Raw genomic sequence first — 25,452 nt, 5'->3', positions numbered from 1 at the left:
ATCAGCTTTTCAATGGGTTGAATTCTTTTCTCTTGATCAAATCAGTCACCTTGGTCAATAGATTGAGTTTGCCTCCATAGGTTTTGCGAAGCAATTCTTCAGTCATTACCAGGTCTTTTGGCCCGGAGGCAACGAGGTGAAGATTGAGCATGATCGCCCAATCAAAGAAGTTCATGGCTGAATGGATATCGTGGTGGACGACTATCACCGTCTTCCCGGAATCGGCCATTTCTTTCAGCAATTGGAAAATAGCGGTCTCTGTAGCCATATCCACGCCGGCAAAAGGTTCATCCATCAGGTATAAGTCAGCCTGCTGGGCCAAGGCTCGTGCAATAAATACCCGCTGCTGCTGACCTCCGGACAATTCGGCTATCTGTCTTTTGGTAAACCCAGCCATGCCGACCTGTTCAAGGCAATGGATGGCTAGCTCTTTTTCCTTTTTTCCTGGCCTTCTGAAAAGCCCCAATTTCCCGTAGGTCCCCATCATCACCACATCCAATACCGAAGCCGGGAAATTCCAGTCCACCGATTCTCTTTGAGGGACGTAGCTGATGCGGGTTCTGACCTCATTCAGCGGCTTGTCAAAAATTCTTACATAGCCTGAAGTAGGAGGGATTAAGCCCATAATCGCCTTGATCAGGGTGCTTTTTCCGGCCCCGTTTGGCCCGAGGATTCCAACCAGCTTTCCTTTGGGAAGGCTAAGATCCACATTCCAAAGCACGGGATTCTGATCGTAGCTGACAGTCAGGTCATGAATTTCCAAGATGGGTTCTTCGACTTGTGTGATCATGGGATGAGGTTTTGGTAAATGGTGTTGAGATTGGTTTCAAACATTCCCAGGTAGGTTCCCGCAGGAGTGCCGGGGGCATCGAGGCTGTCGGTGTATAGAGGCCCGGCAAGTTTGACGGTTCGGTTATTTTCTCTGACTCCATTGGCTACGGCCTGAATGGCTTTGGGAGAGATGGTTTGCTCGGCAAAGATGGCTTTGACTTGGTATCTTTCGATCAGTTGAATCAGCTCGGTCAGGTCTCTCAGGCCGGGTTCACTCAGGGTGGAGAGACCCTGCAGGGCATGCACTTCCATGCCATAGGATTTTCCGAAATAGGCGAAAGCATCATGGGCAGTGACCAAAACCTGATTTTTTGACTTTAGTTCAGATACTTTCATTTCGGCTTCTCGGTCCAGCTGAGCAAGTTTTTGGAGATAGGAATCCGTGTTTTTCTGAATTTCCTCCTTCCATTCGGGCTTCCATTCGGAAAGTTTTTCTGATGCAAATGACAAAGCTTGAGTCCAAAGCTTCACATCAAACCAAATGTGGGGATCTACGCTATGTGCCTCCGGTCCTGAGCGGATCAGTTGGTTTTTATCTACCCCTTCCGAAACGTTGATCAGTTCTTTGGTGAGGGCAAGTTTTTCGAAGATCTCTGTCATTTTTCCCTCCAAAAAGAGTCCATGGTAGACCACCAAATCAGCCGTGGTCAATAAATCGAGGTCCCGAACTGAGGCCTTGTACAAATGTGGATCGACTCCTGCAGGCATGAGTGCTACCACCTCGGCTTTGTCTCCGACAAGGTTCTGAATTCCATCAGCCAAAATGCTTGTGGTAGCCACAATTCTTGGCTTCTCTCTTTGGGTTTCCCCTTCTGGCTTACAGGCTGCCAAAACCAAAAAGGAAAGGAAAAGAAATAATCTCAGGGTATTCATGACTGAAGAACCAGGATATTGCTTGCTACCTCTTTGGACATAAACAGATTCTTTTTTTGGTCCACCTGAATTTCTAATGAGCCGTCAAATTCTACCTTGTCCAAGACTTTAATTCTTGCACCGATGTATGCGCCGACTTTGTCCAAGTAGCGAAGAAATGCCGCAGAGGAATCCTTGACGGCTACGATTTGACCGGTTTGGTTGATTTCCATTTCTGCCAATTCTACCCGTGGTCGGGAGCGTACATCTCCAAACTCATCCGGAATAGGATCTCCGTGGGGATCAAACTTGGGAAAGTTGAGGTAAGCATCCAGCCTTTGAATCAAAAGAGGGGAGTGGATATGCTCCAACTGTTCGGCCACTTCATGGACCTCATCCCATGCAAAATTCAATTTCTCCACCAGAAATACTTCCCATAGTCGATGCTTTCGGATGGTCTGAAGAGCCAATCTTTTTCCGGATTCGGTGATCTGCAATCCATAATATTTTCTGTATTCGATGACTTCCTTTTCTCCCAGCCTCCTGAGCATATCACTGACTGAAGCAGGCTTGTTTTTCATCTCTGCTGCCAAGTCATTGGTGGATACACTTTTCTTTCCAGCATCTGAAAGGTGATAGATCGCTTTGAGGTAGTTCTCTTCGGCTACGGTCAATTCCATGGATTTTCAATTTTATAAGCCAAAGGTAAAAAATAATTTAGACAATGCTAAATAAATATTTTATAGATCCTAAATCGCCTGTGGAAAACCTCAAATTAGCTGTGATCTTAGATTTAGTGTTGGCTAAAAAATATTTTAGCCAATAAGTAATAAATAATTAAATAAATGAAATTCAGTATGTTAAAAACTTGTATTGCTCTGGTTTTTGGACAAAATGTGGCTAAAAGGCCAGTTTCCATTTTGGCCAATTGGGTGTAAATCTTAGGGTATCGGTGGATAAGTTTTCCTTAGCTTGGTGGAAAACTTCCTTTGCTTTGAGAAATCAGGAAAGGAGTTTTTCGATAGCTTCTTGTAACTCAGCTTTCTCCGTGTTCCAATACACCCTAGATGACGGAGATGTGGAAAAGTAGTCTAGATCCATTGCCTTCTGGAAATGGAAGAGTGCTTTGGATAAATCGGAAAAATCCAGGCTGTAGCCTCCAGAAAACGGAGAAAGGAATCTTTCCCATATAGGATTTGGGGTGATCAATACAGGGGTGCCAAGAGCTGCACATTCGAAAAGCTTGCTTGGCATTTTTCCTGCAATCGCTGGGTGCAAGGTGTAGGGCAATAAAGAAAAATCTGCCTCTGAAATGGCGTCAATTAGCTCCTGATGGGGAATAGGGGTCTCGGAAATCAACCATTCGATCCCTTGGGACTCGAGTTGAATGCTTTTGAGTTTTTGAAAAAAGTCGGAAACTGGTACATGGCCAATGACAGTCAGCCGTGATTTGGGATAGATTTTTTGTATTTGCTGAAACCATCGGATGCCTTGCTCTGCTCCAAAAGCCGGGGTAAGTGTACCGCTGAGGCAAAAATGAAATTCTGTTTGTGATTTGAAATTCTTGGGATGTGTTTTCTTTTGGGAGCCTTGAAATTTGTTTTCTAAAACCAGAAAGGGCTTTTTCTCCGGCATTTCTACTTGATAGCATTTCTCTGCCAACAGGTACAAATCCACTCGGGCATGTTTTTCTGCCCACCTAATCCAAGAAGCCCTCTTTTGCTTTTTGTCTTCATTCAGCCCAAGATTTAAGTCCAGATTGAATGTGTAGTTTTCCTGCACATCATATACCAGTTTAAAGCCTAAAATGGGCTTCATAAGGCTCAAAACAGGCAGATATTCCCAAGTGCAGGAGATGACCAAATGAGGTCTAATTTTTAACAGATTCCAGAAAAAACGGAACTGAGCGCCGATTCTTGACCAAGAAGAAAAATCGCCCATAGAAGAAAAGTATCGGAAATCGGAGGGATTCTCCAGCTTTTTGGAAGAAAAGCCTATGATGTTTATTCTGTATTTATTTGTTTCGCCAAGCGAAAGTGCCAGCTTGCCAAAAGCTCTCGGGTCATGAATAGGCTTCAAAGTAGAAGCAATCAAGACAGGTATTTTTGGAGCTGTATTATCACTCATAGAACTAAATAAAGTAAAAAAATGGAACTTCGAACTATTGTAGAAAAAGCCTGGGAAAACCGGGAATTGCTGAAAGAGAAAAACACTGAAATTGCCATAAAAACCATTATTTCTGATTTGGATGCCGGAAAAATCCGGGTCGCCGAACCCTTGGAAGACGGAAGTTGGCAGGTCAATGATTGGGTAAAAAAGGCTGTTATTCTCTATTTCCCGATTCAAAAAATGCAGACCATCGAAGTGGGACCTTTTGAATTCCACGACAAAATGGCTCTGAAGTCCAACTATGCAAAGCAAGGTGTTCGGGTGGTTCCTCACGCAGTGGCACGATATGGGGCATACCTTGCCTCGGGTGTGGTCATGATGCCAAGTTATGTTAACATCGGTGCTTTTTTGGACAGTGGCACGATGGTTGATACTTGGGCAACCGTCGGTTCGTGTGCACAAATCGGCAAAAACGTTCATTTGAGTGGTGGAGTAGGGATTGGTGGCGTATTGGAGCCGGTACAGGCAGCTCCGGTAATCGTGGAAGATGGTGCATTTATTGGCTCCAGAGCTATTATTGTAGAAGGAGTAAGAATCGGTAAAGAAGCTGTAATCGGTGCGGGGGTGACCTTGACGGCGAGCTCCAAGATTATCGATGTCACCGGGTCCGAACCGGTAGAATACAAAGGCTACGTGCCTCCTCGTTCGGTAGTGATTCCGGGTTCGCTCTCCAAAGAATTCCCCGCAGGCACTTACCAAGTTCCTTGTGCTTTGATTATCGGTCAGAGAAAAGCTTCCACAGATTTAAAAACTTCACTCAATGATGCGTTGCGAGAGAATAATGTAGCAGTCTAAACCAACGATTATGAGATTACGAGTAAAAATGATTTTGGTCCCGGTGCTCGCCGGGACTTTGTTTTCCTGTTCGGAGCAAAAGGCCAATCCGGCCGATCGATACTTCGAAAAGGGTCAATATGAGCTTGCCGCACAGACCTATACTGAAAACCTGAAAAACAAACCTACTGATGTGAAAATCCTCTACAATAGAGGGCGAGCCTATCAGGAATTGGGGGATTTCGGAAAAGCCCAACAGGATTTTGAGACTGCGTTGAACCTAGAGCCCAGCAATTTTCAGGTTTTACTGAGTTTGTCCAGCGTTCAATTGCAGCAGAATAACTACGCTTCGGCACTTTTATATGCAACCAAAGCCGAAGAAATTCCGGGAGCTCCTGCAATGGCTTCTTTTTTGAAAGGGCGGGCCTTGCACCAGTTAGGTATGCCAGAGGATGCACTGAAAGCCTATGGAAATGCAATCCAATTGGATAAGGACTTTGGTCAGGCCTACTTCAACAGAGGATTGCTGAAGATTGCTTTGAACAGAAACAAACAAGCCTGCGAAGACTTGAAATTGGCCTCTGTTTTGGATTATCCCGGTGCTAAGGAATCTTTGGCCAAATATTGCAAATAAGGCTCTGACAGCCTGACTTGAATTCAAAAAGAGGGCTTGGCTTAATTTATTGGATTAAAGTCAATTTGCCGGTTTGGCGTCGTGGACGTGTTCCTTATGATCGCAGATGAGGTCAGAAGTGAGCTTTCCACTGCCTTGACAAGTTTTACAATCGCTGACTTCCTTGCCTGAACCCTGACAGGTAGGGCAAGTCAGGCGGCCTTTTCCCGAGCATCGCTCACATTCATAGAACTCGACGATATTGAAGACATTGGTCTTTTTGATCATTCCGGTAGCCGCACATCGGCTACATCCTACCACACCTTTGGATTTGCAATAGGAGCAGCTTTGTTCGATTTGCTTTTTTCCTTCGCAAGTGAAGCAGGTGCCAAATCGATATCCTTTCAGATCACAAAGAGAGCAGGCTCGTATTTCTGCTATCGGACCGGACAATTTTTCCTTTAACTCAACCGCACCCTTATAATTTTGGCCATTGAAGCCGGTGATTTCAAGGTATTTATTCAGGAAATTCTGACTGTTGTCATATTGCCCTAGGTGGTATAAGGTCTCAGAAAAATAGTAAGGCATCTCTTCCGGGAGGGGCAGACCTGAGTCAATCAGATTTCGGAAAATGGAATTGGCAGTTTCATAATCTTTTCTCTCCAAAGCAGCTAAAGCTCCTTTCATCCAGCGGTCAGTCTGACCTAAATTGGGAATCCCTTGGGCAATAGAAATGCTTTGAACGATCAAAACCAAAATCAGGGAAAGGACTATTTTTTGCAAGGGAAAGGGATTTAGATTGATTGCAAATACGTAACAAGAAATCAGATGCCCAAGTTAAAATTTTTCAATTCCATCAGGTTTTTTGCATTTGCACTTTGAAAAATCGGATTACTGAATAATTTTAACCATCTCAATCTCATTTTTAAGTGGGATTTTTCTGAATAACAATCATAAACTCAAAAAACATGGCGAAAGCAATTACTACTATTCAAGGCATCGGGGAAGTTTTCCAAGGAAAACTTGCAAATGCAGGTGTGAAAACCGTAGAAGGACTTTTGGAAAAGGGTGCTACCAAAGCAGGTAGAAAAGCCCTTGCAGAAGCTTCCGGTATAGATGAAGGCAAGATTCTGGATTGGGTGAATATGGCAGACCTATTTCGGATCAACGGTGTCGCGGGTCAATTTGCCGAATTGCTTAAAGCCGCAGGTGTGGATACCGTAAAAGAGCTTAGAAATCGAAATGCTGAAAATCTACATGCAGCCTTGACTAAGACCCAAGAGGAAAAAGGCTTGACCAAGGTGGTTCCTTCTTTGGATAAGGTCTCTGATTTCATTCAGCAGGCTAAAAACTTGGAACCTGTCGTCTCTTATTGAGGAGTCACCATTCCGAAGCATACAAAAACCTTGAGGAGACTCAAGGTTTTTTTGTAGTTTGAATTTTCAAATAGAAACAGAATATGGCCAACAAAGAACAGTTTATTCAGCATTTAGCTGAGGGACAGGTATATAAAAACGATTACATCATTTTAGGGACAGGGATATTGGACGGAAGTCCGGTGTCAGGAGCCCAAATCAAAGTTCCGCTGAAGACGCTGAACCGACACGGCTTGATTGCCGGTGCTACCGGTACTGGAAAAACCAAAACCTTGCAGGTAATTGCCGAGCAACTCTCCCTAAAGGGCGTTCCTTCGGTTTTGATGGACTTGAAAGGGGATCTTTCCGGCTTGGCTATGCCTGGTGAAGCTTCTGATTTCATCAGAAAAAGATCAGAAACCATAGGTGTGGATTATGATCCTCAAGGCTTACCAGTGGAGCTGATGACTCTTTCGGATGAAAAGGGAGTGAGACTACGAGCCACTGTCTCGGAGTTTGGGCCGGTACTGATTTCCCAGATTTTGGAGCTCAACGATACCCAAAGAGGGGTGGTGGCCTTGATTTTCAGGTATTGTGATCTTCATCATATGCCTCTGGTGGATCTGAAAGATTTCAAAAGGGTTCTCCAATTCGTCATCAAAGAAGGAAAATCAGAAATAGAGAAGGAATTTGGTCAGGTATCCTCAGCCTCGGTCAATACGATCATGAGAAAGATCATTGAGTTGGAGCAGCAGGGCGCGGATCGGTTTTTCGGGGAGCTTTCTTTTGATGTGGATGATTTCGTCAGGACTAAGGATGGCAAAGGAGTGATTTCTATCATTCGACTGACTGATATTCAAAACAAACCCAAGCTGTTTTCCACCTTTATGCTAAGCTTGCTTTCGGAGATTTATGAGACTTTTCCGGAGCAGGGAGACGCCAAGCAGCCCAAACTATGTCTCTTCATCGATGAGGCTCATTTGGTCTTTTCTAATGCTTCCAAGGATCTTTTGGAGAAGATTGAGGCCATTGTTAAGCTGATTCGATCCAAAGGGGTGGGGGTTTATTTTTGTACACAAACCCCAACAGACGTTCCCGATTCAGTTTTGGGCCAATTGGGTTTGAAAGTTCAGCATGCATTGCGTGCATTTACTGCCAAGGACCGGAAAGCAATCACGAAAACGGCCGAAAACTATCCGGATTCGCCATTTTATTCGACTTCAGAGGTTTTGACTTCTATGGGTATTGGTGAGGCTTTGATTACGGCACTGAATGAAAAAGGGATTCCGACTCCTTTGGCGCACACATTGGTAAGAGCACCAATCACCCGAATGGATATTTTGACTGATGGTGAAATCGATCAGGTAGTTCGGGCATCTTCCTTAGTTCCCAAATACAATCAGGATCTGGATCATGATTCTGCTTTTGAGATTTTGGAGCGAAAAATGAATCAAATTCAGGAGGCTCAGGAAAAAGCTAAACTTCCAGGTCCGGCTCCAAGAACTTCCAGCAGAACTCCCAAAGAGGAGTCTTTATTGGAAGAACTCAGCAAAAACACCATGGTGAGACAAATGGGAAGAACCTTGTTTCGAGAACTGGCTAGAGGAATTTTAGGATCTTTTAGTAGTAGTAAAAGAAGATGATTTTAAGTAATTGAAAATTAACTGAATATATTCTTGAAAATTGCCGTGATTGGAGGTGGAGCAGCAGGGTTTTTTGCTGCTATTCATGCCAGTAGCCCCGGGGTGGAAGTGACCATTTTTGAAAAATCACCCAAGCTTCTTTCAAAAGTCAAAGTCTCAGGTGGAGGCCGGTGCAATGTCACGCATAGGCCCATGGAAATTTCCAAGTTGGTAAAAAATTACCCCAGAGGAGAAAAATTCCTCAAGCGGGTATTCCGGCACTTTTCCATTCCGGATACCTTTCAATGGTTCGAATCCCGTGGAGTAAAATTGAAGATTGAGGAGGACGGTAGGGTGTTTCCTGTGACCAATTCTTCCCAAACTATCATTGATACCTTGCTGAGAGAGGCCCAGAAAAACAAGGTTCAGATTTTAAGCTCCACCGGAGTGAAGGAACTCAATTGGGCTAAGGGCTATTTCGAACTGATTACAGAAAAAAAAGTATTTCGGGCAGACCGGGTGGTGGTTGCCACCGGGGGCTTTCCGAAAAAGGAAGGTTATTCCTTCCTAAAGTCATTGAAGCATAAGGTGGTAGAGCCCATTCCTTCCTTATTTACTTTTAATACTCCCGGAGAGCCCATTCGGGATTTAATGGGGATATCGGTGCCTGATGCCGAGGTAAAAATCGAAGGGACTAAGCTCAATTATCGTGGTCCGGTTTTGATTACCCACTGGGGAATAAGCGGTCCGGCGGTGTTGAAATTATCTGCCTTTGGGGCGGAATGGCTTCATGATCATCAATACAAGGGAAGAGCAATAATCAATTGGGTAGGGGATCTTCGTGAGCAAGACTATCAGCAACAATTGCATTCTTATGCCTTGGCACATCCGAAAAGAAAAGTCATATCCCATCCTCTTTTTGGACTGCCTTCGCGGCTTTGGGAGCACTTTTGTGCTAAGGTAGGGATTTCTGAGAACCAGGTCTTTGAAAATTTTCCAAAAAAGCTGAACAATAAGCTGGTTCAATGCCTTTTTTGCTATATTTTGGACATCAATGGAAAGACCACCTTTAAGGAGGAATTTGTCACTGCAGGCGGTATTCCCCTGGAGGAAATCAATCCTGAATCGATGGAAAGTATTTATCACCCAAATCTGTACTTTGCCGGAGAGATTCTTAATCTGGATGGGATTACCGGTGGCTTCAATTTTCAAGCTGCATGGTCCACAGGTTTCTTGGCAGGAATGTCTATAAACACTACAATATGATTCAATTTTACCCTGATTTATCCCAGAGAATTGATGAAATGGCTGAGGGGGATGAGGATTTTCGAGCAGAATTGACCCAAGCCATTTTTGAAGGCTTAGTCGAACTAAAAGCCAAATATGCTGAGGGACTGGATAAAAAAGACCTGGTGATTATTCAGCAGGTTCGGCATAAGCTTAAGCCCACTTTATCCATGTTTGATTTAGATTTACTTTCAGATTCACTTCAGCAGGGCAAAGAAATTCTGGAGACGGAAGGGTTTTCACAAAAATTCAACGTGCATTATCGGGATTTCGAAGTCAAGATAAATTCAGCCATTGAAGAAGTCGGAAAAATGGTGAATTGAAAGCAAAAGTGAATTTTTAGCCTCTGAACAGAGTTTTTTGTTGGCAGTTCTATGTAAAAAAAGATTCCTTTCTTTTGCATGTACTTAGCTGGACCTAGTAGTTTTTAAAAATCATGCCTATCCTTACTTCCACTTATTCCCGCCCTCCACGATTTTTATTTAATGGACACCTGGAGACCATCGTTCCCAGTCTGCTAAGGAAGATAGAGGGTGTGATTTACTCAAGGGAACGGATTGACACGCCGGATGGAGATTTTTTGAATTTGGATTGGTCCAAGGTGGGGGGAAAGTCCCTTTTGATCATCTCTCATGGTTTGGAAGGAGATTCAAGAAGACATTATGCCATGGGATTAGTCAAACTTTTTAATTCGGAAGGAATCGATGTTTTGGTGTGGAACAACCGAACCTGTGGAGGCGAGATGAACCTCAAACCTATTCTCTATCACCATGGAGCCAGTTATGACTTGGATACCGTGGTCAACCATGTTTTGAAGACCCGGGATTACGACTCCATTTATTTGGCAGGGATAAGTATGGGGGGCGCTCAGACCTTGAAGTATTTAGGTGAAAAAGGCCAAGATTTACCCAGGGAAATCCAAAAAGCTGCCGTTTATTCCACTCCTTGCAACCTTCCATCGAGTGCAGCAACGCTAAAACTCAAATCTAATGTGTTTTACAAAAAGCGCTTTTTGAACAAACTCAAAGAGAAAATCCGACAGAAGGCGGTCCAGTATCCAGACCTTTTTGATCTGGATCTGTTGGAGAAAGTGGAGGATTTTGACGCATTTGATACCCAATTCACTGCGAAAATCCATGGTTTTAAAGATGCAACCGATTTTTACCAAAGTGTCAGTGCTGACAATTGGATGGGACACATTGCCATTCCTACTTTGATCGTAAATGCGCTAAATGATCCGCTTTTGGGAGAAGCCTGCTACCCGGTAGAACTCGCAAAGGCTAAGCCGGAGATACTACTCGAAATGCCAAAAAGAGGGGGGCATACAGGTTTTACCCTGAAAAATGAGGAGTTCAACTGGGTAGAACAAAGGCTCCTTCAGTTTTTGAAAGAGCCAGCTGGATTGCTTTAAAACCGCTTTAAGGCCATCTCTGCCACTGTACCTCCGATAGATAGAGAGCTAGTCGCAGCCGGACTTGGGGCATTAAGCACATTGATGGCATAGGCTGACTCCCGGATTGCAAAGTCATCCAGCAATCCTCCCGTACGATCACAGGCTTGAGCTCTGACCCCGGCACCTCCATCCACCAAATCCGATTCCTGGATTTCAGGAATCAGTTCCTGCAGGGCTTTGGTAAAGGCTGCCTTGGAAAAAGAGCGGTAAAGCTCCCCAAAACCTGTTTTCCAGTACTTTCCCGCCACTTTTTGGAAGCCAGGCCAAGCCAATGTCTCGGCCAATTCGCCCAAATGGATCTGAGACTTTTTGTATCCTTCTCTTCGAAAAGCCAAAACTGCATTGGGCCCAGCTTCTACACCTCCCTTTTTCATCCGGGTGAAATGCACACCTAAAAAAGGGAAATTAGGATCTGGAACAGGGTAAATCAGGTTTTTGACGAGGTATTCCTTTTCTTTCTTCAGCTTGTAATACTCGCCTCTAAAAGGAATGATTTTGACATCCTGAATAGCCGCATCGTTCATCAATGCAACCTTGTCGGAATAAAGTCCCGCACAATTGATGACCAATTTAGACTCAATGGTTTTTTTTGAAGTCTCTATGTAGTTGATTCCTTCTTTCTGATTTATTTTCAGCGCTTTATGTTCAAGAAAAATTTCTCCACCTAGCTGAAGGATTTTTCTTCCAAAAGCCAAAGCAACCTGATAATAATCCACAATTCCTGTCTGAGGAACGTGAATAGCTGCGACTCCTGTGCAATGAGGCTCATAGCTCTTGAGTTCTTCCAAGGTGATTTTTCTGGTGCCGGTCAAGCCATTTTGAAGCCCACGGGTGAGTAGATTATCCAAAAGGGGCTTTTGCTCTTCACGGGTAGCGACTACGACCTTTCCTGTGATTTCGAAAGGAATTTTTTCCTCTTCGCAAAAGCGAACCAACTCATGATACCCGTTGATGCAATTGGTAGCTTTGAGGGACCCGGGCTTGTAGTAAAGTCCAGAGTGAATTACCCCGGAATTATTTCCGGTTTGATGCTTGGCCAGCTGATCTTCTTTTTCCAAAACTGCTATTTTCAGGTCAGGACGGGCTTTTAGCACCTTGAGTCCTGTGGCCAAGCCCACAATTCCACCTCCAATAATCACTACATCGTAAACCATGCGCGCTCCAAATTTTTGCCCAAATATAAGAGCGGAAAAACCAAATCGCAGGAGAGTCGGTTTGAAATTGGTAAGAGTTTTATCCAAAATTTATACTTCTCAATAGCCCAAAGCCGTTCCATAGTCACTTAATTTGCGGAAGTTTTCAAAATCGTGTTCCAATCCTTGATCCTGCGGGTAGTATTTTCCTGTTTTTTTCTAGCCTTTTCACAGATTTCCTTCGCCCAATATTCCATATCGGGAAAGGTGACTGATGCCGAGACGGGTGATCCCATTGCCTTTGCCAACGTGATTTTGGTGGGCACTACTGTCGGAATCACCACGGATTTTGAAGGGAATTACCTGATTGAAACCCGGACGCTTGCGGATTCCATTAAGGTGAGCTATCTGGGTTACCTTTCTCAAAGCAAACCTTTAGAGCGGATTCCTGATCAAAAGATCAATTTCCAGCTTAGACCTTCCTCTTTTGAACTCGAAGCTTTTGTCTTCGAAGCCGGGGAAAATCCAGCATTTGAGATTATCCGAAAAGCATCTGAGCGAAGGAAGGACTTTGACAAAAGGAGTTTGGAGGCCTACGAAACAAAGAACTACACCAAAATCGAGATCGACATAGATCATCTCTCGGAAGAGTTTAGGCAACGAAAATCCGTGCAAAAAGTCACTTCAGTGTTAGACAGCATCCGACAGCTGACCAATGATGAAGGGGAGAAGATCCTTCCGGTTTTCTTCTCGGAGACAGTTTCCCGGTTTTATTACAGGAATAACCCTGAACTCAGAAAGGAGGTCATCGAGAAAACCAAAGTAACCGGAGTCGGGATTACTGACGGTTCCACTACCTCACAGATCACAGGTTCGGCTTTTCAGGAGTATAATTTTTACAAAAATTGGCTGAATATTCTGGAGAAAGAGTTCATCTCGCCGATTGCGGATGGATGGAAGACTTTTTATGATTACGACCTCTTGGATTCGGTTTTGGTGGGGCAGGATTCCTGCTACAAGCTTCAGGTTTATCCCCGAAGAGAGCAAGATTTGGCCTTTTCCGGTACCATTTGGATCAATTCCAAAACCTATGCCCTGAAGCAGGTGGATTTGACGATTCCCAAGTCTGCTAATCTCAACTTTATCGAGCGGATAAAAATCCAGCAGGAATTGGAACCCACAACCGCCGGACCTTTAATTCCTTCCAAAACCCGGGTTCAGATCAAAATAGGGCAGGTGACTCCCCAAACGGCCGGTTTGCTGGCCAAATTCTACACTGCTACTGACAGTGTCAAGCTTAATGATCCTCAACCCACCCGTTTTTTCAATCAATCGGTCGAGCTTCTACCGGATTTTGGGACAGGTACGCCTGAGTTTTGGAGTGAAAACAGAAAGGATCCACTCAGCAGCGAGGAGTTGGCGGTGCTTCAGATGGTGGATACGTTGAAGACCATTCCTATCATCCGATTCTATTCCGAAGGCTTGAAGTTTTTCGCGACAGGGTTTTTACCTGTTGGGAAAATCGACTTGGGACCTTGGACCGAGTTTGGCAATTACAACAATGTGGAAGGTGTTCGCCTAGGAATGGGACTTCGCACCAATTACAAGTTTTCCAATAAATGGGCGTTTCAGGGCTATTTGGCTTATGGGTTTAAGGATGAGCGATTTAAGTATTCTGCCTCAGCCACACGGATTTTGGATCGGGCAAGATGGACGACGCTTAAGCTTAGCGCATCTAAGGAAATCGATCAGGTAGGGTTGGAAATGGAGAGTCTTCAGGGCAATAGCATTTTCCTGGCTGCCAGCCGGTTTGGCACCTTGAGAAGGCCATTCATTGCCACGACTCAGAAGCTGACTTTTCAGCGGGAGTTTTTTAAGGGTTTCTTGTTCACAGCTGGGCTGAATCTGTTTGATTTTGATCCGCTGTATGACTTTTACTATCTTGAAAAAGATACCCGGGAATACCGATCTGAGTTCCAGACCACAGAAATCCGTGCCGGTCTTCGCTATGGGCGGGATGAGATCATCATCATCAATGACAACGAAAGAGCGTCCTTTGGACCTTCTAGATGGCCGATTTTTGAGGTTAATTATACCCGTGGAATTGACTTTTTGATCGGAGATATCCGCTACACTAAGCTGAGTTTTTACCTTTATCAGCGGGTGAATATGGGATTGTTTGGGGTGTCGAGATATGAAGTGGATGCGGGTCAGGTATTTGGAGAGGTGCCTTATCCGATTTTGAAAAATCACTTGGGTAACGAAACCCTTTTTTACACAACAGCTGCCTTCAATACGATGAATTTCAATGAATTTGCCTCTGATCGATACATGAGTCTAAGGTATCGTCACTTTTTTGAAGGATTCTTGCTCAATCGGATTCCTCTGATGAAAAAACTGAAATGGAGAGCAGTCGCCAATGCCAATGTTTTGTTTGGTTCAGTACGTGATGAAAACATCCAAAATGCCCCAACCTTTAATCCGGAGGGCAATCCGATTGAGACCTTTGGAAGACTTGATTTTGGAGTGCCTTATTTGGAATTAGGCTATGGGATAGAGAACATCTTTAAGTTTTTCCGGGTGGATTTCTTCCATAGAATGACTTATTTGGATAATCCTGGGGCGAAACCATTTCACGTAAAAGTCAGTGCACAAATTATTTTGTAAAATTTCACCTATTTTTTTTTTTTTTTTTTCAAATGAGCTTTATATTAAAAAAACTTATCTGATCTGAAACCTCGCGAAGACGGGGAGTATTTGGATAAGAAAGTAGGTTTCACTTTTCACCTTAGAGCTATGAAAACTTCTGTTTTAAAATTCTGTATAGTCATTTTTGTGTTTTTCAATTTGTCTAATTCATATGTTTTTGCTCAAAAAGAGGTACAAACATTCACCGCAAAAAATGCCATTTACCTTGATCTTGGGGGTAATGCAGGTCAATATGCTTTTTCATATGGTAGACTTTTTCATGAGAAAGGTTTACTAAAGGTGATTGGGAGTGCTGGTTTTGCGCTTTGGGCAGATCGGGTGCAAGGGAAAACAGTTTTTAACCCAGCAGTTCCCTTAGAAGTTTCTGGTCTCATTGGGAAAAGAGACCATCACTTGGAACTAGGTTTTGGAGTGACTCCTCATTTAGCCACAAGTTTGAACTTTAATTCAGAAACCTCAGAATTAGAAGACAAAGTCGTGTTTGAGAGTCTGCTTCCTTTCAGAATTGGTTATCGATATCAAAAACCTAAAGGTGGATTCTTCTTTAGAATTGGTTATACTCCGTTTTTTAATGTTCCTGTAGGTGGCAGAGAAGATTGGAGCTTTGAACCCAGATTTGCTGGAATTAGTTTTGGTAAGAGTTTTTAGGCTTCTAGATTCACCTTGTGGAGCTAAATTGTTGGATCAAGAACATCTTTAGGTTTTTCCGGGTAGATTTCTTCCATAGAATGACCTATTTGGATAATCAAGGCGCAAAGCCATTTCACGTAAAAGTCAGTGCACAGATTATTCTTTAGTATTAATTTTAATTATTTGATGTATGGGGATAAACCACAAAATCATAGGATTGATCTTGAAAATCTCATTTATTTTTCTTTCCTGCTCAAGAGTTGAAAAGCAATCTTTTATTTCTGAGAAGGATGGGTTGGAAGTCATCAAAATCGATCTTTCGGAAGCTAAGGAGGGTAAACTTTCGGAATTTTTCGAGCCGGAGGTCGAATACATTTGGCTTAAGGATGATTCAGAAGCTGCTCAACTAAATGCTGGTATACAAAAAATTATCTTTCATGGAGATAAGATTTTCACATTAGATATTTTTGGTTGCAAGTGTATTCATGTATTTGATAGGCTGGGAAATTATTTATCAAAAATCCGGGCATACGGAGAGGGGCCAGAAAAATATTTGGACTTTGATAATGCAATCATTGTTAATGAAGAGATACTCTTGTTAGGTGTTTATCCTCCGAAATTAATGTGGTTTAGCTTGGATGGAAAATTTCTTCGGGAAGAAAAATTGAAAAAACATGTGGGTTCTGGCATTTATTCCGAAAAAGAAAATCGTTATTATTTTTATTCCAATACCCGTGACTCCGAAGAATTTTTTGTTAGAAGTGTAAATGAAAATTTTCAGGATTCGACCGCTTTTCTACCATTTCAAGAAAGGGGATATTATGGTAGTTTTTCAGGAAGAAACAATTTTTTGAATTTTAGGGGAGAGGTCTTTTTTGGAATGGCGTTTCAGGATACCATTTGGAAAGGAAAAGATGGAAAACTGATACCCACACTAGCATTTGATTTTGGGAAATATGCCCAAAGCATGGATGAAATGAAGCTTATTGAGGAACAGCATGATGCCCTGCAGAGGCTGGATTTTATAAATAAAAGGGCAAAACTGTATTTCGTCCCTCACCAATGGTTCTTGACTGAGTCGCTTTTTTATTCCGGCTTCAAGTATGAGGAGGCTTTCTTCAATGTGTTTTTTGACAGAAAAACTCAAGAAAACCATGTTATAAAGGGCCGGATAGAGAATGATCTGGATGGTGGTTTTGATTCATACTCTCTTTTATATCGATTTAATGATAATATGGTAGGAGAAAAGTATCCAGGTAAGGATTTATTTAAATTGATTCAAAAAAAGAAAGAATCTCTAAGCCAGAAAGCCTTTGAGGACTACATTAAAGGAAAAGGGAATGAGTTGGGCAAAGTGGCTATCGCGGCTAAAGACTCTGAAAACCCAGTATTAATTGTTTACACCGTAAAGGAATAAACTGTTCATTTAAATATTCCTTTTCCCCAGATTTTTCCTTTGGTTTTCGGTTATGCATATTTGCACCCTGATTCACCTGCCTGTTTGTATGGGCAGAAAAACAAAAACACATGTCACAACAAATTAAAATTACCCTTCCCGATGGTTCGGTGAGGGAGTATGAAAAAGGAACTACCGGACTGCAGATTGCTGCCAGTATCAGCGAGGGTTTGGCCCGGAATGTTCTTGCTGCCAAAGTTAACGGTCAGGTTTGGGATGCTACCCGAGCTATTGAACAAGATTCAACACTACAGTTGCTTACTTGGAATGATGTAGAAGGAAAAAATACCTTTTGGCATTCTTCAGCCCACTTGATGGCAGAAGCATTAGAAGCGCTTTATCCTGGGATCAAATTCGGAATCGGACCCCCGATTGAAACCGGTTTCTACTACGATGTGGACTTTGGTGACCACAAACTGGAAGGAGAGGAGCTCGAAAAGATTGAGGCCAAAATGATCGAGTTGGCTAAACAGAAAAGCGAATTTATCCGAAAGGAAATATCCAAAAAAGACGCGGTGGCCTACTTCCAGGAAAAAGGAGATGAGTACAAGTTGGACCTTTTGGAAGGATTGGAAGATGGCTCGATCACTTTTTATGAGCAGGGGAACTTCACTGACCTTTGCCGTGGTCCGCATATTCCGAATACTGGATTTGTGAAAGCCGTAAAGCTGACCAATATCGCCGGAGCGTACTGGAGAGGGGATGAGAAGCGCAAAATGCTGACTCGTATTTATGGAGTCACTTTCCCCAAAGCCCAGGAGCTAAAAGATTATTTGACCTTGCTAGAAGAAGCCAAAAAACGCGATCACAGAAAGATCGGACGCGAATTGGAGCTTTTTACTTTCTCTGAGAAAGTGGGAATGGGTCTTCCACTTTGGCTTCCTAAAGGGACTTTGCTCAGGGAGCGATTGGTTGCTTTTATGAAAAGAGCACAGGATAAGTCCGGCTATCAGCAGGTGACTACTCCTCACATCGGGCACAAAGCTTTGTATGAGACTTCCGGTCACTACGAGAAGTACGGTAAGGATTCCTTTCAGCCTATCACTACACCCAACGAAGGGGAGGCCTTTTTGCTGAAGCCGATGAACTGCCCGCATCACTGCGAGATCTACAAGCATAAGCCTAGATCGTATAAGGATTTGCCTATTCGATATGCAGAGTTTGGAACCGTTTACAGATATGAGCAAAGTGGCGAATTGCATGGTTTGACCCGCGTTCGAGGATTTACTCAGGATGATGCGCATATTTTCTGCCGTCCGGATCAGGTCAAGGAAGAGTTTATCAAAGTGATTGATTTGGTGCTTTACGTATTCAAAGCACTTGGATTTCAGGATTATACCGCACAGATTTCTTTGAGAGATCCGGAAAAGAAAGAAAAATACATCGGTACCGATGAAGCTTGGGAAAAAGCAGAAGCTGCGATTATTGAAGCTGCTGCAGAGAAGGGCTTGGAGACTGTCACCGAATTGGGAGAAGCGGCTTTCTATGGTCCTAAGCTGGACTTCATGGTAAAGGATGCCTTGGGAAGAAAGTGGCAATTGGGAACCATTCAGGTAGATTATCAGCTTCCTGATCGATTCCAGCTGGAATACATCGGTTCGGACAACCAAAAGCACCGGCCTGTTATGATTCACAGGGCGCCATTTGGCTCTTTGGAGCGATTTGTGGCGGTATTGATCGAGCATTGTGCCGGCGATTTCCCGCTTTGGTTAGCCCCTGAGCAAATTAATATTCTTCCTATTTCCGAGAAATATGTAGCCTACGCAGAAGAATTGAAAGGTTTACTCGAAGATGCAGGTATCACCGGATCGATTGATAACCGAGATGAGAAAATCGGCCGAAAAATCAGGGATTCTGAAGTGAAAAAGGTACCTTTTATGCTCATCGTAGGTGAAAAAGAACAGGAAGAAGGCAAAGTATCTGTCCGAAAACATGGACAAGGTGACTTGGGAAGCCAAACAATAGATGAGTTTATTCATTATTTTCAAGGAATTATTTCCCAATCCTTAAGCAAAGACTGATGACGTATTCTTTCATTCAGTTTTTTGAATTGGAAATAATTCCGATATTTGCAGGCAATTTAAAATAAACCACTTAGCAAACTTGAGTCAAAGACCACAACAGCCCAGAGGAAGAAGAGAAGAACCATATCGGGTAAACGAGAAAATACGCGTACGTGAAGTGCGCCTTGTAGGTGATTTTGTAGAGGGAGGAAATGCAGTACTTCCTATCGAAAAAGCCCTCAGACTTGCCCAGGAAAACGAGCTAGACCTCGTGGAGATCTCTCCTAACGCCTCACCTCCCGTATGTAAAATCATCGATTATGCGAAGTTTAAGTACGAGCAGAAGAAAAAGCAGAAGGAGATCAAGGCCAATGCAGCTAAGGTAGTTTTAAAGGAAATCCGCTTCGGGCCTAATACCGACGATCATGACTTCAACTTCAAACTGAAGCATGCGATCAACTTCTTAAAAGAGGGAGCTAAGGTAAAGGCTTACGTTCACTTTGTTGGGCGTTCCATTGTTTTCAAAGAGAGAGGAGAGATGCTTCTGCTGAAATTCGCTCAGGCTTTGGAAGACTATGGAGCAGTGGAGCAAATGCCAAGATTGGAAGGTAAGCGGATGAATATCTTCATTGCCCCCAAGGCACAGAAAAAGTAATTTCAACCAACTAAATACAGTAAAATGCCAAAAGTAAAAACTAAATCCGGTGCAAAAAAGCGGTTTTCCCTAACAGGAACCGGCAAAATCAAGAGGAAGCACGCTTTCAAAAGCCACATCCTCACCAAAAAATCTACCAAGCGTAAGAGAGAATTGACCAAAGCTGGTTTGGTTCACACTTCCGACGAAGGTAGAGTAAGAGACATGTTGAAAATCTGATTTTCGACTAATCTCAACAATTAATTAAGGTTTATTTATTCACCAGATGCTTCGGTAATCAAGATTCCAGTCAAACGGAACACCGAGTGTCAAAAAACAAAAAATCATGCCTAGATCAGTAAACGCAGTAGCGTCAAGAGCAAGAAGAAAAAAAGTGCTTAAGGCCACAAGAGGATACTTCGGAAGAGGTAAAAACGTGTGGACGGTAGCCAAAAACAAGTACGAGAAAGGTCTTCAGTATGCGTACAGAGACAGAAAAGCGAAGAAGAGAGAATTCAGAGCTTTGTGGATCCAGCGTATCAATGCCGGTGCTAGAGAGCACGGGATTTCCTATTCTCAGTTCATGGGGATGTTGAAAAAAGCCGATATCGAGCTTAACCGTAAGGTTTTGGCTGATTTGGCGATGAATCACCCTGAGGCATTCAAAGCTGTAGTTGAAAGAGTAAAATAAGGTCGGCACATCCTTATTTTGCGGAAGGCCTTCCCGGTTGGGAAGGCTTTTTTGTTTAGAATAGTTTGTAGATACCGTAAGCCGAGACCAATAGAATTGATAATGTGCTCAACCAAAACATTATTTTAGAAATTGGACCATTAAATAGCTGAAGACCAAGGTTTTTTCTGTGAAATTGAATTCCTCCAAATATAACAACCAGAAGCATCACGGAGCCTATTGCACCACCGGCAAGAACCATGAAACCTGGCTCTTTAATAAATACAAATATCAACACCCATAAAACAGGGAAAATTACCGAGAGCCATGTTACGGTTTTAGCCCAGGCTTTTTCTGATTTTTCAATCCAACCCATCTGGCTAAACACATCCGGAAAGAGTCTGGTCCAATAGGCTAGTGTCGCAAAAGCACTTGAATACAAGGCAAAAAAACCTCCGATCAAGTAGGCAAATCGGGCTTTTGGGCCCAATATCTCTGTATAAATTGAAGCTAGGGAACGAATCAAATCCAAACCTTGAGGAATCTCTTGTTTTCCATGCAGTATAGCGGCGCCCAAAAGATAAAAAGAGGACGTAACTAGTGTGTAAATTAGCATAGCTATAAATGCATCCAAATACATGATGCTAATCCATCCCTTCGCTCGGATTTTCCAATCTTCAGAACCGTCATTTTTGCCTACATAATTTGCATATCCTTTTTCCTGACACCAATAAGTGTAAGCTATGATTTCATCGCTGGCTACTCCGGTAATTCCGAATGCACCAATCGCAACAAAAATTAATTCCGAGGGAAGTATGAATGTTAGACCCGTGGCAACCTGCTCCCAAGTGAAACTGAATGGGGTGAAAAAAAGACCGATTAGCGAAGCTAGGGTGAGCAAAGTGAATCCAAAAACAAGGAAAGTGGATGTTTTCTCAATTAATGGATAATAATTTTTCAAAAAGAAAAGAATCAGGCTTAACCCCAAAAATGATGCGATCCAAGGTAAAGAGAGACTTGGGAAAATTAAATTAATGATGATTGCAGCACCACCGATCATGCCTCCAAGCTGAATGATTTTGAAAAGTGTCAACAAAAAAATGGTCCAAACTGTCCAATGCCCTTTTCCTATTCTAAGACCTGCCAACTCATTAAACTCGACCATTAGTGGTTTTCCTGTTAGGATGGCATTTTTGCCATATTCCAATTGGATGGAAACCTTGATAAAGCAGCTCAAAAGAATTACCCAAAAAGTGATAAAACCGGCTTCGGCACCGAGGACTGTGGTGGCAATTAATTCCCCAGAACCTACAATTGAAGCTCCCAGAATAAATCCCGGGCCAAGGAATTTTAACTTTTCAAGAAAAGATCGGGGAGCACTTTTTACAGCAATCGTTCGATTACTTTCTATCATGATTGAAGATAGGCAAAAAGTGATTTTCCGGAAAAAGTTTGGGTTTTAAATAAACCACAAACGGAGGAGAATAATGGGTTGTAGAACAATTCTCAATTCAAATGGAGCAGGAAATTTAATTGATTGGCTATCCCTATTTGAAAATGAAAAAAAGAACGGGGAAATCTTTGGAAATAAAAAAGGCTTCCGTTTCCGAAAGCCTTTGTAGTCCCGAAAGGATTCGGGAGGAGTTGAACTTGTCTGAAGCCAAGCAGGCCCTTGTCCGCCACACCTTGTGCCCAGCGGCGTACCGGATATGAATCCTCCCACCTACAAGTAAGATGGCAAGATGAAATTTTTGATCCAATCACGGCCTTTGCCTGTCTTTAGTTCTTGTTCCCGATTTAGTGCTTCTTTTTTGACTTGGAAAAACTCAACATGAACGACAATCCAAGGCCGAAATTTTTTTGTAAATCCTTTGGTAGATTTTTGATTGTGGAAATGAAATCGTGTTATCAAATCAGAAGTCATACCAGTGTAAGTTTTCCCGGTTGAAGGAGAAAAAAGGATATAAACCACGAACTCATCCATACTCGAAAATAAAAAAAGGCTTCCGTTTCCGAAAGCCTTTGTAGTCCCGAAAGGATTCGGGAGGATTTGAACCCGTGTCCGCCGGGGCGGATATGAATTCTGCGATCAAACCAACTGGAAAAGCCATTCTATACATTAAACAAAAAAAGGCTTCCGTTTCCGAAAGCCTTTGTAGCGAGGACGGGAGTTGAACCCGTGACCTCAGGGTTATGAATCCTGCGCTCTAACCAACTGAGCTACCTCGCCAGAATTACTGTAATCAATATTTCAAATTTATCAGGGAGTTGAACCAGTGTCCGCCGCGGCGGATATGAATCCTGCGCTCTAACCAACTGAGCTACCTCGCCAGAATTACTGTAATCAATATTTCAAATTTATCAGGGAGTTGAACCTGTATGAAGCCAGGCAGACCCCTGTCCGCCGCGGCGGATATGAATCCTGCGCTCTAACCAACTGAGCTACCTCGCCAGAATTTTTTGAATAATTAATTTGGGGTATTGAAAGTTGGAATTAATACCTATATTAAGTCACAATCACTGCTCAATATCGGGTTGGGAAAATCGTTTATTTTCTGAGCAACCCTCCCTTTTCAAATGGGAATGCAAATATGAGTTCTTGTACTTTGAAATCCAAGTTGAGAAAAAAGAAAAAGTGGGAAAAAAACTCCCTAAACCGATTAAGTCATGGTAAAAAATAAATTTATTGCTGATTATCAAATAAATGCGTCCAAGAAGATTGTTTTTCAATATTTGAGTACGGCAAGCGGGTTAGAGGAGTGGTTTGCAGATAATGTCCGTATAGATGAGGATAAGAATTATATCTTCAATTTTGACAACGAAGATCACTACGCCCGATTGGCTTCCTTACGATCTAATGCCCATGTAAAATTTGACTTTTTTGACCCTGAGAATCCTGATGAAAGGGATCATTCCTACATCGAGTTTAAACTGGAAGAAAACGAGCTTACCCAGTCTCTGTTTTTGAAGGTGATAGATTACTCCAATGAGTATGAGGAGGATGAACTTGAAGCGATTTGGGAGGGACTGATTTACAAATTGAAAGAAATAATTGGTGGGTAATTTGATTTCAAATCCCCATTTTTGAACTCCCAAACCAAAAAGTGCGTAGGCATCGGGAGGGAATTGCTTTCATGAAAAAAATAGATAAACTCATCCTTGGGTCGTTTATCGGGCCATTTATACTCACTTTTCTTGTGGTTGACTTCATTCTATTGATTGTCAACATGCTTAAATATTTTGACGAAATCTTCGGCAAAGGATTGAGTTTCGGCATTTATGCCGAATTGATCGGGTATTTCGTGATCAGTATTTCTCCAATGGCGCTTCCATTGGCCGTTTTGCTTTCCAGCCTGATGACTTTTGGGAATTTGGGTGAGCATTTTGAGTTGACTGCAATCAAAAGTAGTGGTATTTCTTTGGTAAGGGCACTGAGACCAATTGGGATTTTTACTGTGGTCCTGACTATCGCAGCTTATCTCTCAAATAATTACCTGGTTCCAAAAGTCAATTTGAAAACCTTCAGTCTTTTGTATGATATCCGAACAAAATCTCCTGCATTGGATATCAAGGAGGGGGTTTTCTACGCAGGTATCCCCAACTACAGCATCAAAGTCAATGAAAAGCTGGATGATGTCCGACTGCGTGATATTATTATATACAACCACGCAGAAGGCTTGGGAAATTTGAGTGTGACACTGGCTGATTCCGGAAGGATGGAGACTTTTATGAATGATGCCTACATGAAACTGACTCTTTTCAATGGGCAAAATTACAAAGAGGCACGTTCCAGCAGGGGAATTGCCGAACCCCCTGTGGAGTTTTCTAGGACCAAGTTTTCCGAAAATGTGATGGTATTTGACCTTGCTGCATTTCAACTGAACAGAACTCCTGAGGATCTTTGGTCGACCAATAGGGCCATAAAGAATATTCCCGAAATCAAATTGGGATTAGACTCTATTTATTCTTTAGTCAATGATCTCAAGTTTCAAAATTTCAAAACTGCTGAGGGTATTTATCCCTTTTTCACCAAAAATCGAGTGTTGACTCCCAGTGAGGAAATCCTGGAAAGGAAGGCATTAGATGACACGCTGAGAAAGCAAAAAATACTTCAACAAAGGGAAAAAGAAGCTTTGGATTCCACTCAGGTAGCTATCAAACTGAACGATTCCCTTTCAGTCAATAATTCTGATCAAGGAACCAAGAAAATCACTTTGGAAACCACGATTGCCTCCAGTCCAGAGATAGATTCAGCACTATTGAATAAAAAAAGTCAGGCTTTAAGTTCAAAAAAGATATCTCGATTAAGAAAGCAGCCGGTCATTACCTCAGTGGATACTGCAGGAGTAGGGGAGGTTAAGAAAAAATCAGTTCGTACTGCTCCCCTGACCGAGGAAGAGAAAAACTTGGTAGACTCCATGATGTACGAAAGGGGATATTTCTCCAACGCCATCACCATGGCACTCAATAATTCCAGAAATTTAAAGAATACCTTTAATGTAAAAGCCTCACAGATCGATGGGCATGAACGGGAATTCCGAAGATTTGAAATAGCTTGGTACCAAAAATATACTCAGGCTATTGCTTGCTTCATGATGTTTTTGATTGGTGCACCCTTGGGAGCAATAATCAAAAAGGGTGGCTTGGGAATGCCTGTGCTTATTTCCATCACTTTTTTTATTCTTTATTACATTCTAACCATTACCGGTGAAAAATGGGCAAAAGAAGGTCTTGCAGATCCTCTTTTCGGTACATTCTTCTCCAACCTATGCCTGATACCATTCGGATTGTTCTTTTTAAGACAAGCAAAAAAAGACGCAAGGCTATTTGAATCGGATTTTTATTCGGGTTTCCTGAAAAAATTCAAAGGCCTATTTAAAAAATGAAAAAGCGCTCTCTCTTTTAAAATTGGATTATAAACTCTACCTTTGTAGCTGTTTTATTTAATTTAGCTAAACATGTATTTAACATCAGAGAAAAAACAAGAGTTGTTTAAGAATCATGGACGGTTAAAATCTGCTACAGACACAGGATCTCCTGAATCTCAGATTGCCCTCTTCACACACAGAATCCAGCATTTGACTGAGCATTTGAAGTCAAACAAGAAGGATCACTCCTCAAGACTGGGTTTGTTGAAGTTGGTAGGTAAGAGAAGAAGTTTGTTGGATTACCTCCACAAGAAAGAAATCGAGCGCTACAGAGCAATCATCGCCGAGCTCGGAATCAGAAAATAATCCTTTTAGTAAGGTTCTCCTAGTTCG

Annotated in this window: 25 protein-coding genes and 1 tRNA gene; 17 read left to right on the top strand and 9 right to left on the bottom strand. The window is 42.6% G+C overall.

What is annotated here, in order from left to right:
- Position 1: 1 nt before the first annotated feature.
- The 4 genes from AAA938_RS06140 to AAA938_RS06125 form a co-directional block, all read right to left on the bottom strand.
- Positions 2 to 790 (bottom strand): metal ABC transporter ATP-binding protein, encoded by a 789-nt coding sequence (locus AAA938_RS06140; protein WP_338227758.1) that lies wholly within the window; start codon positions 788 to 790, stop codon positions 2 to 4.
- Positions 787 to 1,704, bottom strand: coding sequence for a metal ABC transporter solute-binding protein, Zn/Mn family (locus AAA938_RS06135; RefSeq protein ID WP_338227757.1), 918 nt, complete (start codon positions 1,702 to 1,704; stop codon positions 787 to 789). Before AAA938_RS06135 ends, AAA938_RS06140 begins: the two co-directional genes overlap by 4 nt.
- Positions 1,701 to 2,363: a metal-dependent transcriptional regulator gene (locus AAA938_RS06130; RefSeq protein WP_338227756.1), complete on the bottom strand. Its 663-nt coding sequence runs from the start codon at positions 2,361 to 2,363 to the stop codon at positions 1,701 to 1,703. The genes AAA938_RS06135 and AAA938_RS06130 overlap by 4 nt, the downstream gene beginning before the upstream one ends.
- A gap of 322 nt (positions 2,364 to 2,685) precedes the next feature.
- Entirely contained in the window at positions 2,686 to 3,810 is a 1,125-nt protein-coding gene (locus AAA938_RS06125) for a glycosyltransferase family protein (RefSeq protein ID WP_338227755.1), read from the bottom strand.
- Positions 3,811 to 3,831: 21 nt separating this feature from the next.
- Here AAA938_RS06125 and AAA938_RS06120 point away from each other — a divergent pair, with 21 nt between their 5' ends.
- Positions 3,832 to 4,647 (top strand): 2,3,4,5-tetrahydropyridine-2,6-dicarboxylate N-succinyltransferase, encoded by an 816-nt coding sequence (locus AAA938_RS06120; RefSeq protein WP_338227754.1) that lies wholly within the window; start codon positions 3,832 to 3,834, stop codon positions 4,645 to 4,647.
- A 10-nt stretch (positions 4,648 to 4,657) separates the two neighbouring features.
- On the top strand, positions 4,658 to 5,260 hold the full coding sequence (locus AAA938_RS06115; protein ID WP_338227753.1) for a tetratricopeptide repeat protein: 603 nt from the start codon (positions 4,658 to 4,660) through the stop codon (positions 5,258 to 5,260).
- Between the two features lie 60 nt (positions 5,261 to 5,320).
- Here AAA938_RS06115 and AAA938_RS06110 read toward each other — a convergent pair whose 3' ends face one another.
- Entirely contained in the window at positions 5,321 to 6,022 is a 702-nt protein-coding gene (locus AAA938_RS06110; protein WP_338227752.1) for an outer membrane protein assembly factor BamD, read from the bottom strand.
- Between the two features lie 185 nt (positions 6,023 to 6,207).
- On the opposite strand from AAA938_RS06110, the gene AAA938_RS06105 reads away from it, so the two are divergent.
- The 5 genes from AAA938_RS06105 (at position 6,208) to AAA938_RS06085 (ending at position 10,914) form a co-directional block, all read left to right on the top strand.
- Entirely contained in the window at positions 6,208 to 6,615 is a 408-nt protein-coding gene (locus AAA938_RS06105) for a DUF4332 domain-containing protein (protein WP_338227751.1), read from the top strand.
- 83 nt (positions 6,616 to 6,698) lie between these two features.
- On the top strand, positions 6,699 to 8,237 hold the full coding sequence (locus tag AAA938_RS06100; protein WP_338227750.1) for a helicase HerA-like domain-containing protein: 1,539 nt from the start codon (positions 6,699 to 6,701) through the stop codon (positions 8,235 to 8,237).
- Between the two features lie 33 nt (positions 8,238 to 8,270).
- On the top strand, positions 8,271 to 9,482 hold the full coding sequence (locus tag AAA938_RS06095; protein ID WP_338227749.1) for a BaiN/RdsA family NAD(P)/FAD-dependent oxidoreductase: 1,212 nt from the start codon (positions 8,271 to 8,273) through the stop codon (positions 9,480 to 9,482).
- Positions 9,479 to 9,826, top strand: coding sequence for a hypothetical protein (locus AAA938_RS06090; protein ID WP_338227748.1), 348 nt, complete (start codon positions 9,479 to 9,481; stop codon positions 9,824 to 9,826). The genes AAA938_RS06095 and AAA938_RS06090 overlap by 4 nt, the downstream gene beginning before the upstream one ends.
- Before the next feature lie 113 nt (positions 9,827 to 9,939).
- A complete protein-coding gene (locus AAA938_RS06085) occupies positions 9,940 to 10,914 on the top strand; it encodes a YheT family hydrolase (protein ID WP_338227747.1) in 975 nt (324 codons plus the stop codon).
- Here the strand turns inward: AAA938_RS06085 and lhgO are convergent.
- Positions 10,911 to 12,110, bottom strand: coding sequence for an L-2-hydroxyglutarate oxidase (gene lhgO / locus AAA938_RS06080; protein WP_338227746.1), 1,200 nt, complete (start codon positions 12,108 to 12,110; stop codon positions 10,911 to 10,913). The two genes, AAA938_RS06085 and lhgO, sit on opposite strands and share 4 nt — an antisense overlap.
- Before the next feature lie 153 nt (positions 12,111 to 12,263).
- On the opposite strand from lhgO, the gene AAA938_RS06075 reads away from it, so the two are divergent.
- The 7 genes from AAA938_RS06075 to rplT all read left to right on the top strand — a co-directional run bounded on the left by AAA938_RS06075 (position 12,264) and on the right by rplT (position 20,212).
- The gene (locus AAA938_RS06075) at positions 12,264 to 14,756 is read left to right on the top strand and encodes a DUF5686 and carboxypeptidase-like regulatory domain-containing protein (protein ID WP_338227745.1); all 2,493 of its coding nucleotides are present in this window, start codon (positions 12,264 to 12,266) and stop codon (positions 14,754 to 14,756) included.
- A 90-nt stretch (positions 14,757 to 14,846) separates the two neighbouring features.
- Complete coding sequence (locus AAA938_RS06070) at positions 14,847 to 15,446, top strand: hypothetical protein (RefSeq protein WP_338227744.1); 600 nt, start codon at positions 14,847 to 14,849, stop codon at positions 15,444 to 15,446.
- A gap of 205 nt (positions 15,447 to 15,651) precedes the next feature.
- A complete protein-coding gene (locus AAA938_RS06065; RefSeq protein ID WP_338227743.1) occupies positions 15,652 to 16,845 on the top strand; it encodes a 6-bladed beta-propeller in 1,194 nt (397 codons plus the stop codon).
- Between the two features lie 110 nt (positions 16,846 to 16,955).
- The gene (gene thrS / locus AAA938_RS06060; RefSeq protein ID WP_338227742.1) at positions 16,956 to 18,905 is read left to right on the top strand and encodes a threonine--tRNA ligase; all 1,950 of its coding nucleotides are present in this window, start codon (positions 16,956 to 16,958) and stop codon (positions 18,903 to 18,905) included.
- Between the two features lie 82 nt (positions 18,906 to 18,987).
- A complete protein-coding gene (gene infC, locus AAA938_RS06055; RefSeq protein ID WP_338227741.1) occupies positions 18,988 to 19,542 on the top strand; it encodes a translation initiation factor IF-3 in 555 nt (184 codons plus the stop codon).
- A 24-nt stretch (positions 19,543 to 19,566) separates the two neighbouring features.
- Positions 19,567 to 19,761, top strand: coding sequence for a 50S ribosomal protein L35 (rpmI, locus tag AAA938_RS06050; protein WP_338227740.1), 195 nt, complete (start codon positions 19,567 to 19,569; stop codon positions 19,759 to 19,761).
- 106 nt (positions 19,762 to 19,867) lie between these two features.
- Positions 19,868 to 20,212, top strand: a complete 345-nt coding sequence (gene rplT / locus AAA938_RS06045) for a 50S ribosomal protein L20 (protein ID WP_297337729.1) — start codon at positions 19,868 to 19,870, stop codon at positions 20,210 to 20,212.
- A 55-nt stretch (positions 20,213 to 20,267) separates the two neighbouring features.
- Here the strand turns inward: rplT and AAA938_RS06040 are convergent, their stop codons facing one another.
- The 3 genes from AAA938_RS06040 to AAA938_RS06030 form a co-directional block, all read right to left on the bottom strand.
- Positions 20,268 to 21,605, bottom strand: a complete 1,338-nt coding sequence (locus tag AAA938_RS06040; protein WP_338227739.1) for an Nramp family divalent metal transporter — start codon at positions 21,603 to 21,605, stop codon at positions 20,268 to 20,270.
- A gap of 309 nt (positions 21,606 to 21,914) precedes the next feature.
- Positions 21,915 to 22,175 carry a GIY-YIG nuclease family protein gene (locus tag AAA938_RS06035; protein ID WP_338227738.1) on the bottom strand — a complete coding sequence of 87 codons (261 nt, stop codon included), beginning with the start codon at positions 22,173 to 22,175 and terminating at the stop codon, positions 21,915 to 21,917.
- Positions 22,176 to 22,347: 172 nt separating this feature from the next.
- Positions 22,348 to 22,421, bottom strand: a tRNA-Met gene (locus tag AAA938_RS06030).
- A gap of 437 nt (positions 22,422 to 22,858) precedes the next feature.
- Between AAA938_RS06030 and AAA938_RS06025 the strand changes: the two genes are divergently transcribed.
- The 3 genes from AAA938_RS06025 to rpsO all read left to right on the top strand — a co-directional run bounded on the left by AAA938_RS06025 (position 22,859) and on the right by rpsO (position 25,425).
- On the top strand, positions 22,859 to 23,254 hold the full coding sequence (locus AAA938_RS06025) for an START-like domain-containing protein (protein ID WP_338218625.1): 396 nt from the start codon (positions 22,859 to 22,861) through the stop codon (positions 23,252 to 23,254).
- A 71-nt stretch (positions 23,255 to 23,325) separates the two neighbouring features.
- Positions 23,326 to 25,077: an LptF/LptG family permease gene (locus AAA938_RS06020; protein ID WP_338227737.1), complete on the top strand. Its 1,752-nt coding sequence runs from the start codon at positions 23,326 to 23,328 to the stop codon at positions 25,075 to 25,077.
- Positions 25,078 to 25,149: 72 nt separating this feature from the next.
- On the top strand, positions 25,150 to 25,425 hold the full coding sequence (gene rpsO / locus AAA938_RS06015) for a 30S ribosomal protein S15 (RefSeq protein WP_338223413.1): 276 nt from the start codon (positions 25,150 to 25,152) through the stop codon (positions 25,423 to 25,425).
- The last annotated feature ends 27 nt before the right edge of the window (positions 25,426 to 25,452 follow it).

The sequence above is a fragment of the Algoriphagus taiwanensis genome (genome assembly GCF_036245645.1).
GTDB lineage: Bacteria > Bacteroidota > Bacteroidia > Cytophagales > Cyclobacteriaceae > Algoriphagus > Algoriphagus taiwanensis.
Note: the sequence above shows the minus strand (reverse complement) of the source record. Positions and strands in the feature narration are given on the sequence as shown.

Bases quoted from the DNA above. Each gene is read 5' to 3' on its own strand.
- AAA938_RS06140 (WP_338227758.1), bottom strand. From the start codon at position 790: ATGATCACACAAGTCGAAGAACCCATCTTGGAAATTCATGACCTGACT.
- AAA938_RS06135 (WP_338227757.1), bottom strand. From the start codon at position 1,704: ATGAATACCCTGAGATTATTTCTTTTCCTTTCCTTTTTGGTTTTGGCA.
- AAA938_RS06130 (WP_338227756.1), bottom strand. From the start codon at position 2,363: ATGGAATTGACCGTAGCCGAAGAGAACTACCTCAAAGCGATCTATCAC.
- AAA938_RS06125 (WP_338227755.1), bottom strand. From the start codon at position 3,810: ATGAGTGATAATACAGCTCCAAAAATACCTGTCTTGATTGCTTCTACT.
- AAA938_RS06120 (WP_338227754.1), top strand. From the start codon at position 3,832: ATGGAACTTCGAACTATTGTAGAAAAAGCCTGGGAAAACCGGGAATTG.
- AAA938_RS06115 (WP_338227753.1), top strand. From the start codon at position 4,658: ATGAGATTACGAGTAAAAATGATTTTGGTCCCGGTGCTCGCCGGGACT.
- AAA938_RS06105 (WP_338227751.1), top strand. From the start codon at position 6,208: ATGGCGAAAGCAATTACTACTATTCAAGGCATCGGGGAAGTTTTCCAA.
- AAA938_RS06100 (WP_338227750.1), top strand. From the start codon at position 6,699: ATGGCCAACAAAGAACAGTTTATTCAGCATTTAGCTGAGGGACAGGTA.
- AAA938_RS06090 (WP_338227748.1), top strand. From the start codon at position 9,479: ATGATTCAATTTTACCCTGATTTATCCCAGAGAATTGATGAAATGGCT.
- AAA938_RS06085 (WP_338227747.1), top strand. From the start codon at position 9,940: ATGCCTATCCTTACTTCCACTTATTCCCGCCCTCCACGATTTTTATTT.
- lhgO (WP_338227746.1), bottom strand. From the start codon at position 12,110: ATGGTTTACGATGTAGTGATTATTGGAGGTGGAATTGTGGGCTTGGCC.
- thrS (WP_338227742.1), top strand. From the start codon at position 16,956: ATGTCACAACAAATTAAAATTACCCTTCCCGATGGTTCGGTGAGGGAG.
- rpmI (WP_338227740.1), top strand. From the start codon at position 19,567: ATGCCAAAAGTAAAAACTAAATCCGGTGCAAAAAAGCGGTTTTCCCTA.
- rplT (WP_297337729.1), top strand. From the start codon at position 19,868: ATGCCTAGATCAGTAAACGCAGTAGCGTCAAGAGCAAGAAGAAAAAAA.
- AAA938_RS06040 (WP_338227739.1), bottom strand. From the start codon at position 21,605: ATGATAGAAAGTAATCGAACGATTGCTGTAAAAAGTGCTCCCCGATCT.
- AAA938_RS06035 (WP_338227738.1), bottom strand. From the start codon at position 22,175: ATGGATGAGTTCGTGGTTTATATCCTTTTTTCTCCTTCAACCGGGAAA.
- AAA938_RS06025 (WP_338218625.1), top strand. From the start codon at position 22,859: ATGGTAAAAAATAAATTTATTGCTGATTATCAAATAAATGCGTCCAAG.
- AAA938_RS06020 (WP_338227737.1), top strand. From the start codon at position 23,326: ATGAAAAAAATAGATAAACTCATCCTTGGGTCGTTTATCGGGCCATTT.
- rpsO (WP_338223413.1), top strand. From the start codon at position 25,150: ATGTATTTAACATCAGAGAAAAAACAAGAGTTGTTTAAGAATCATGGA.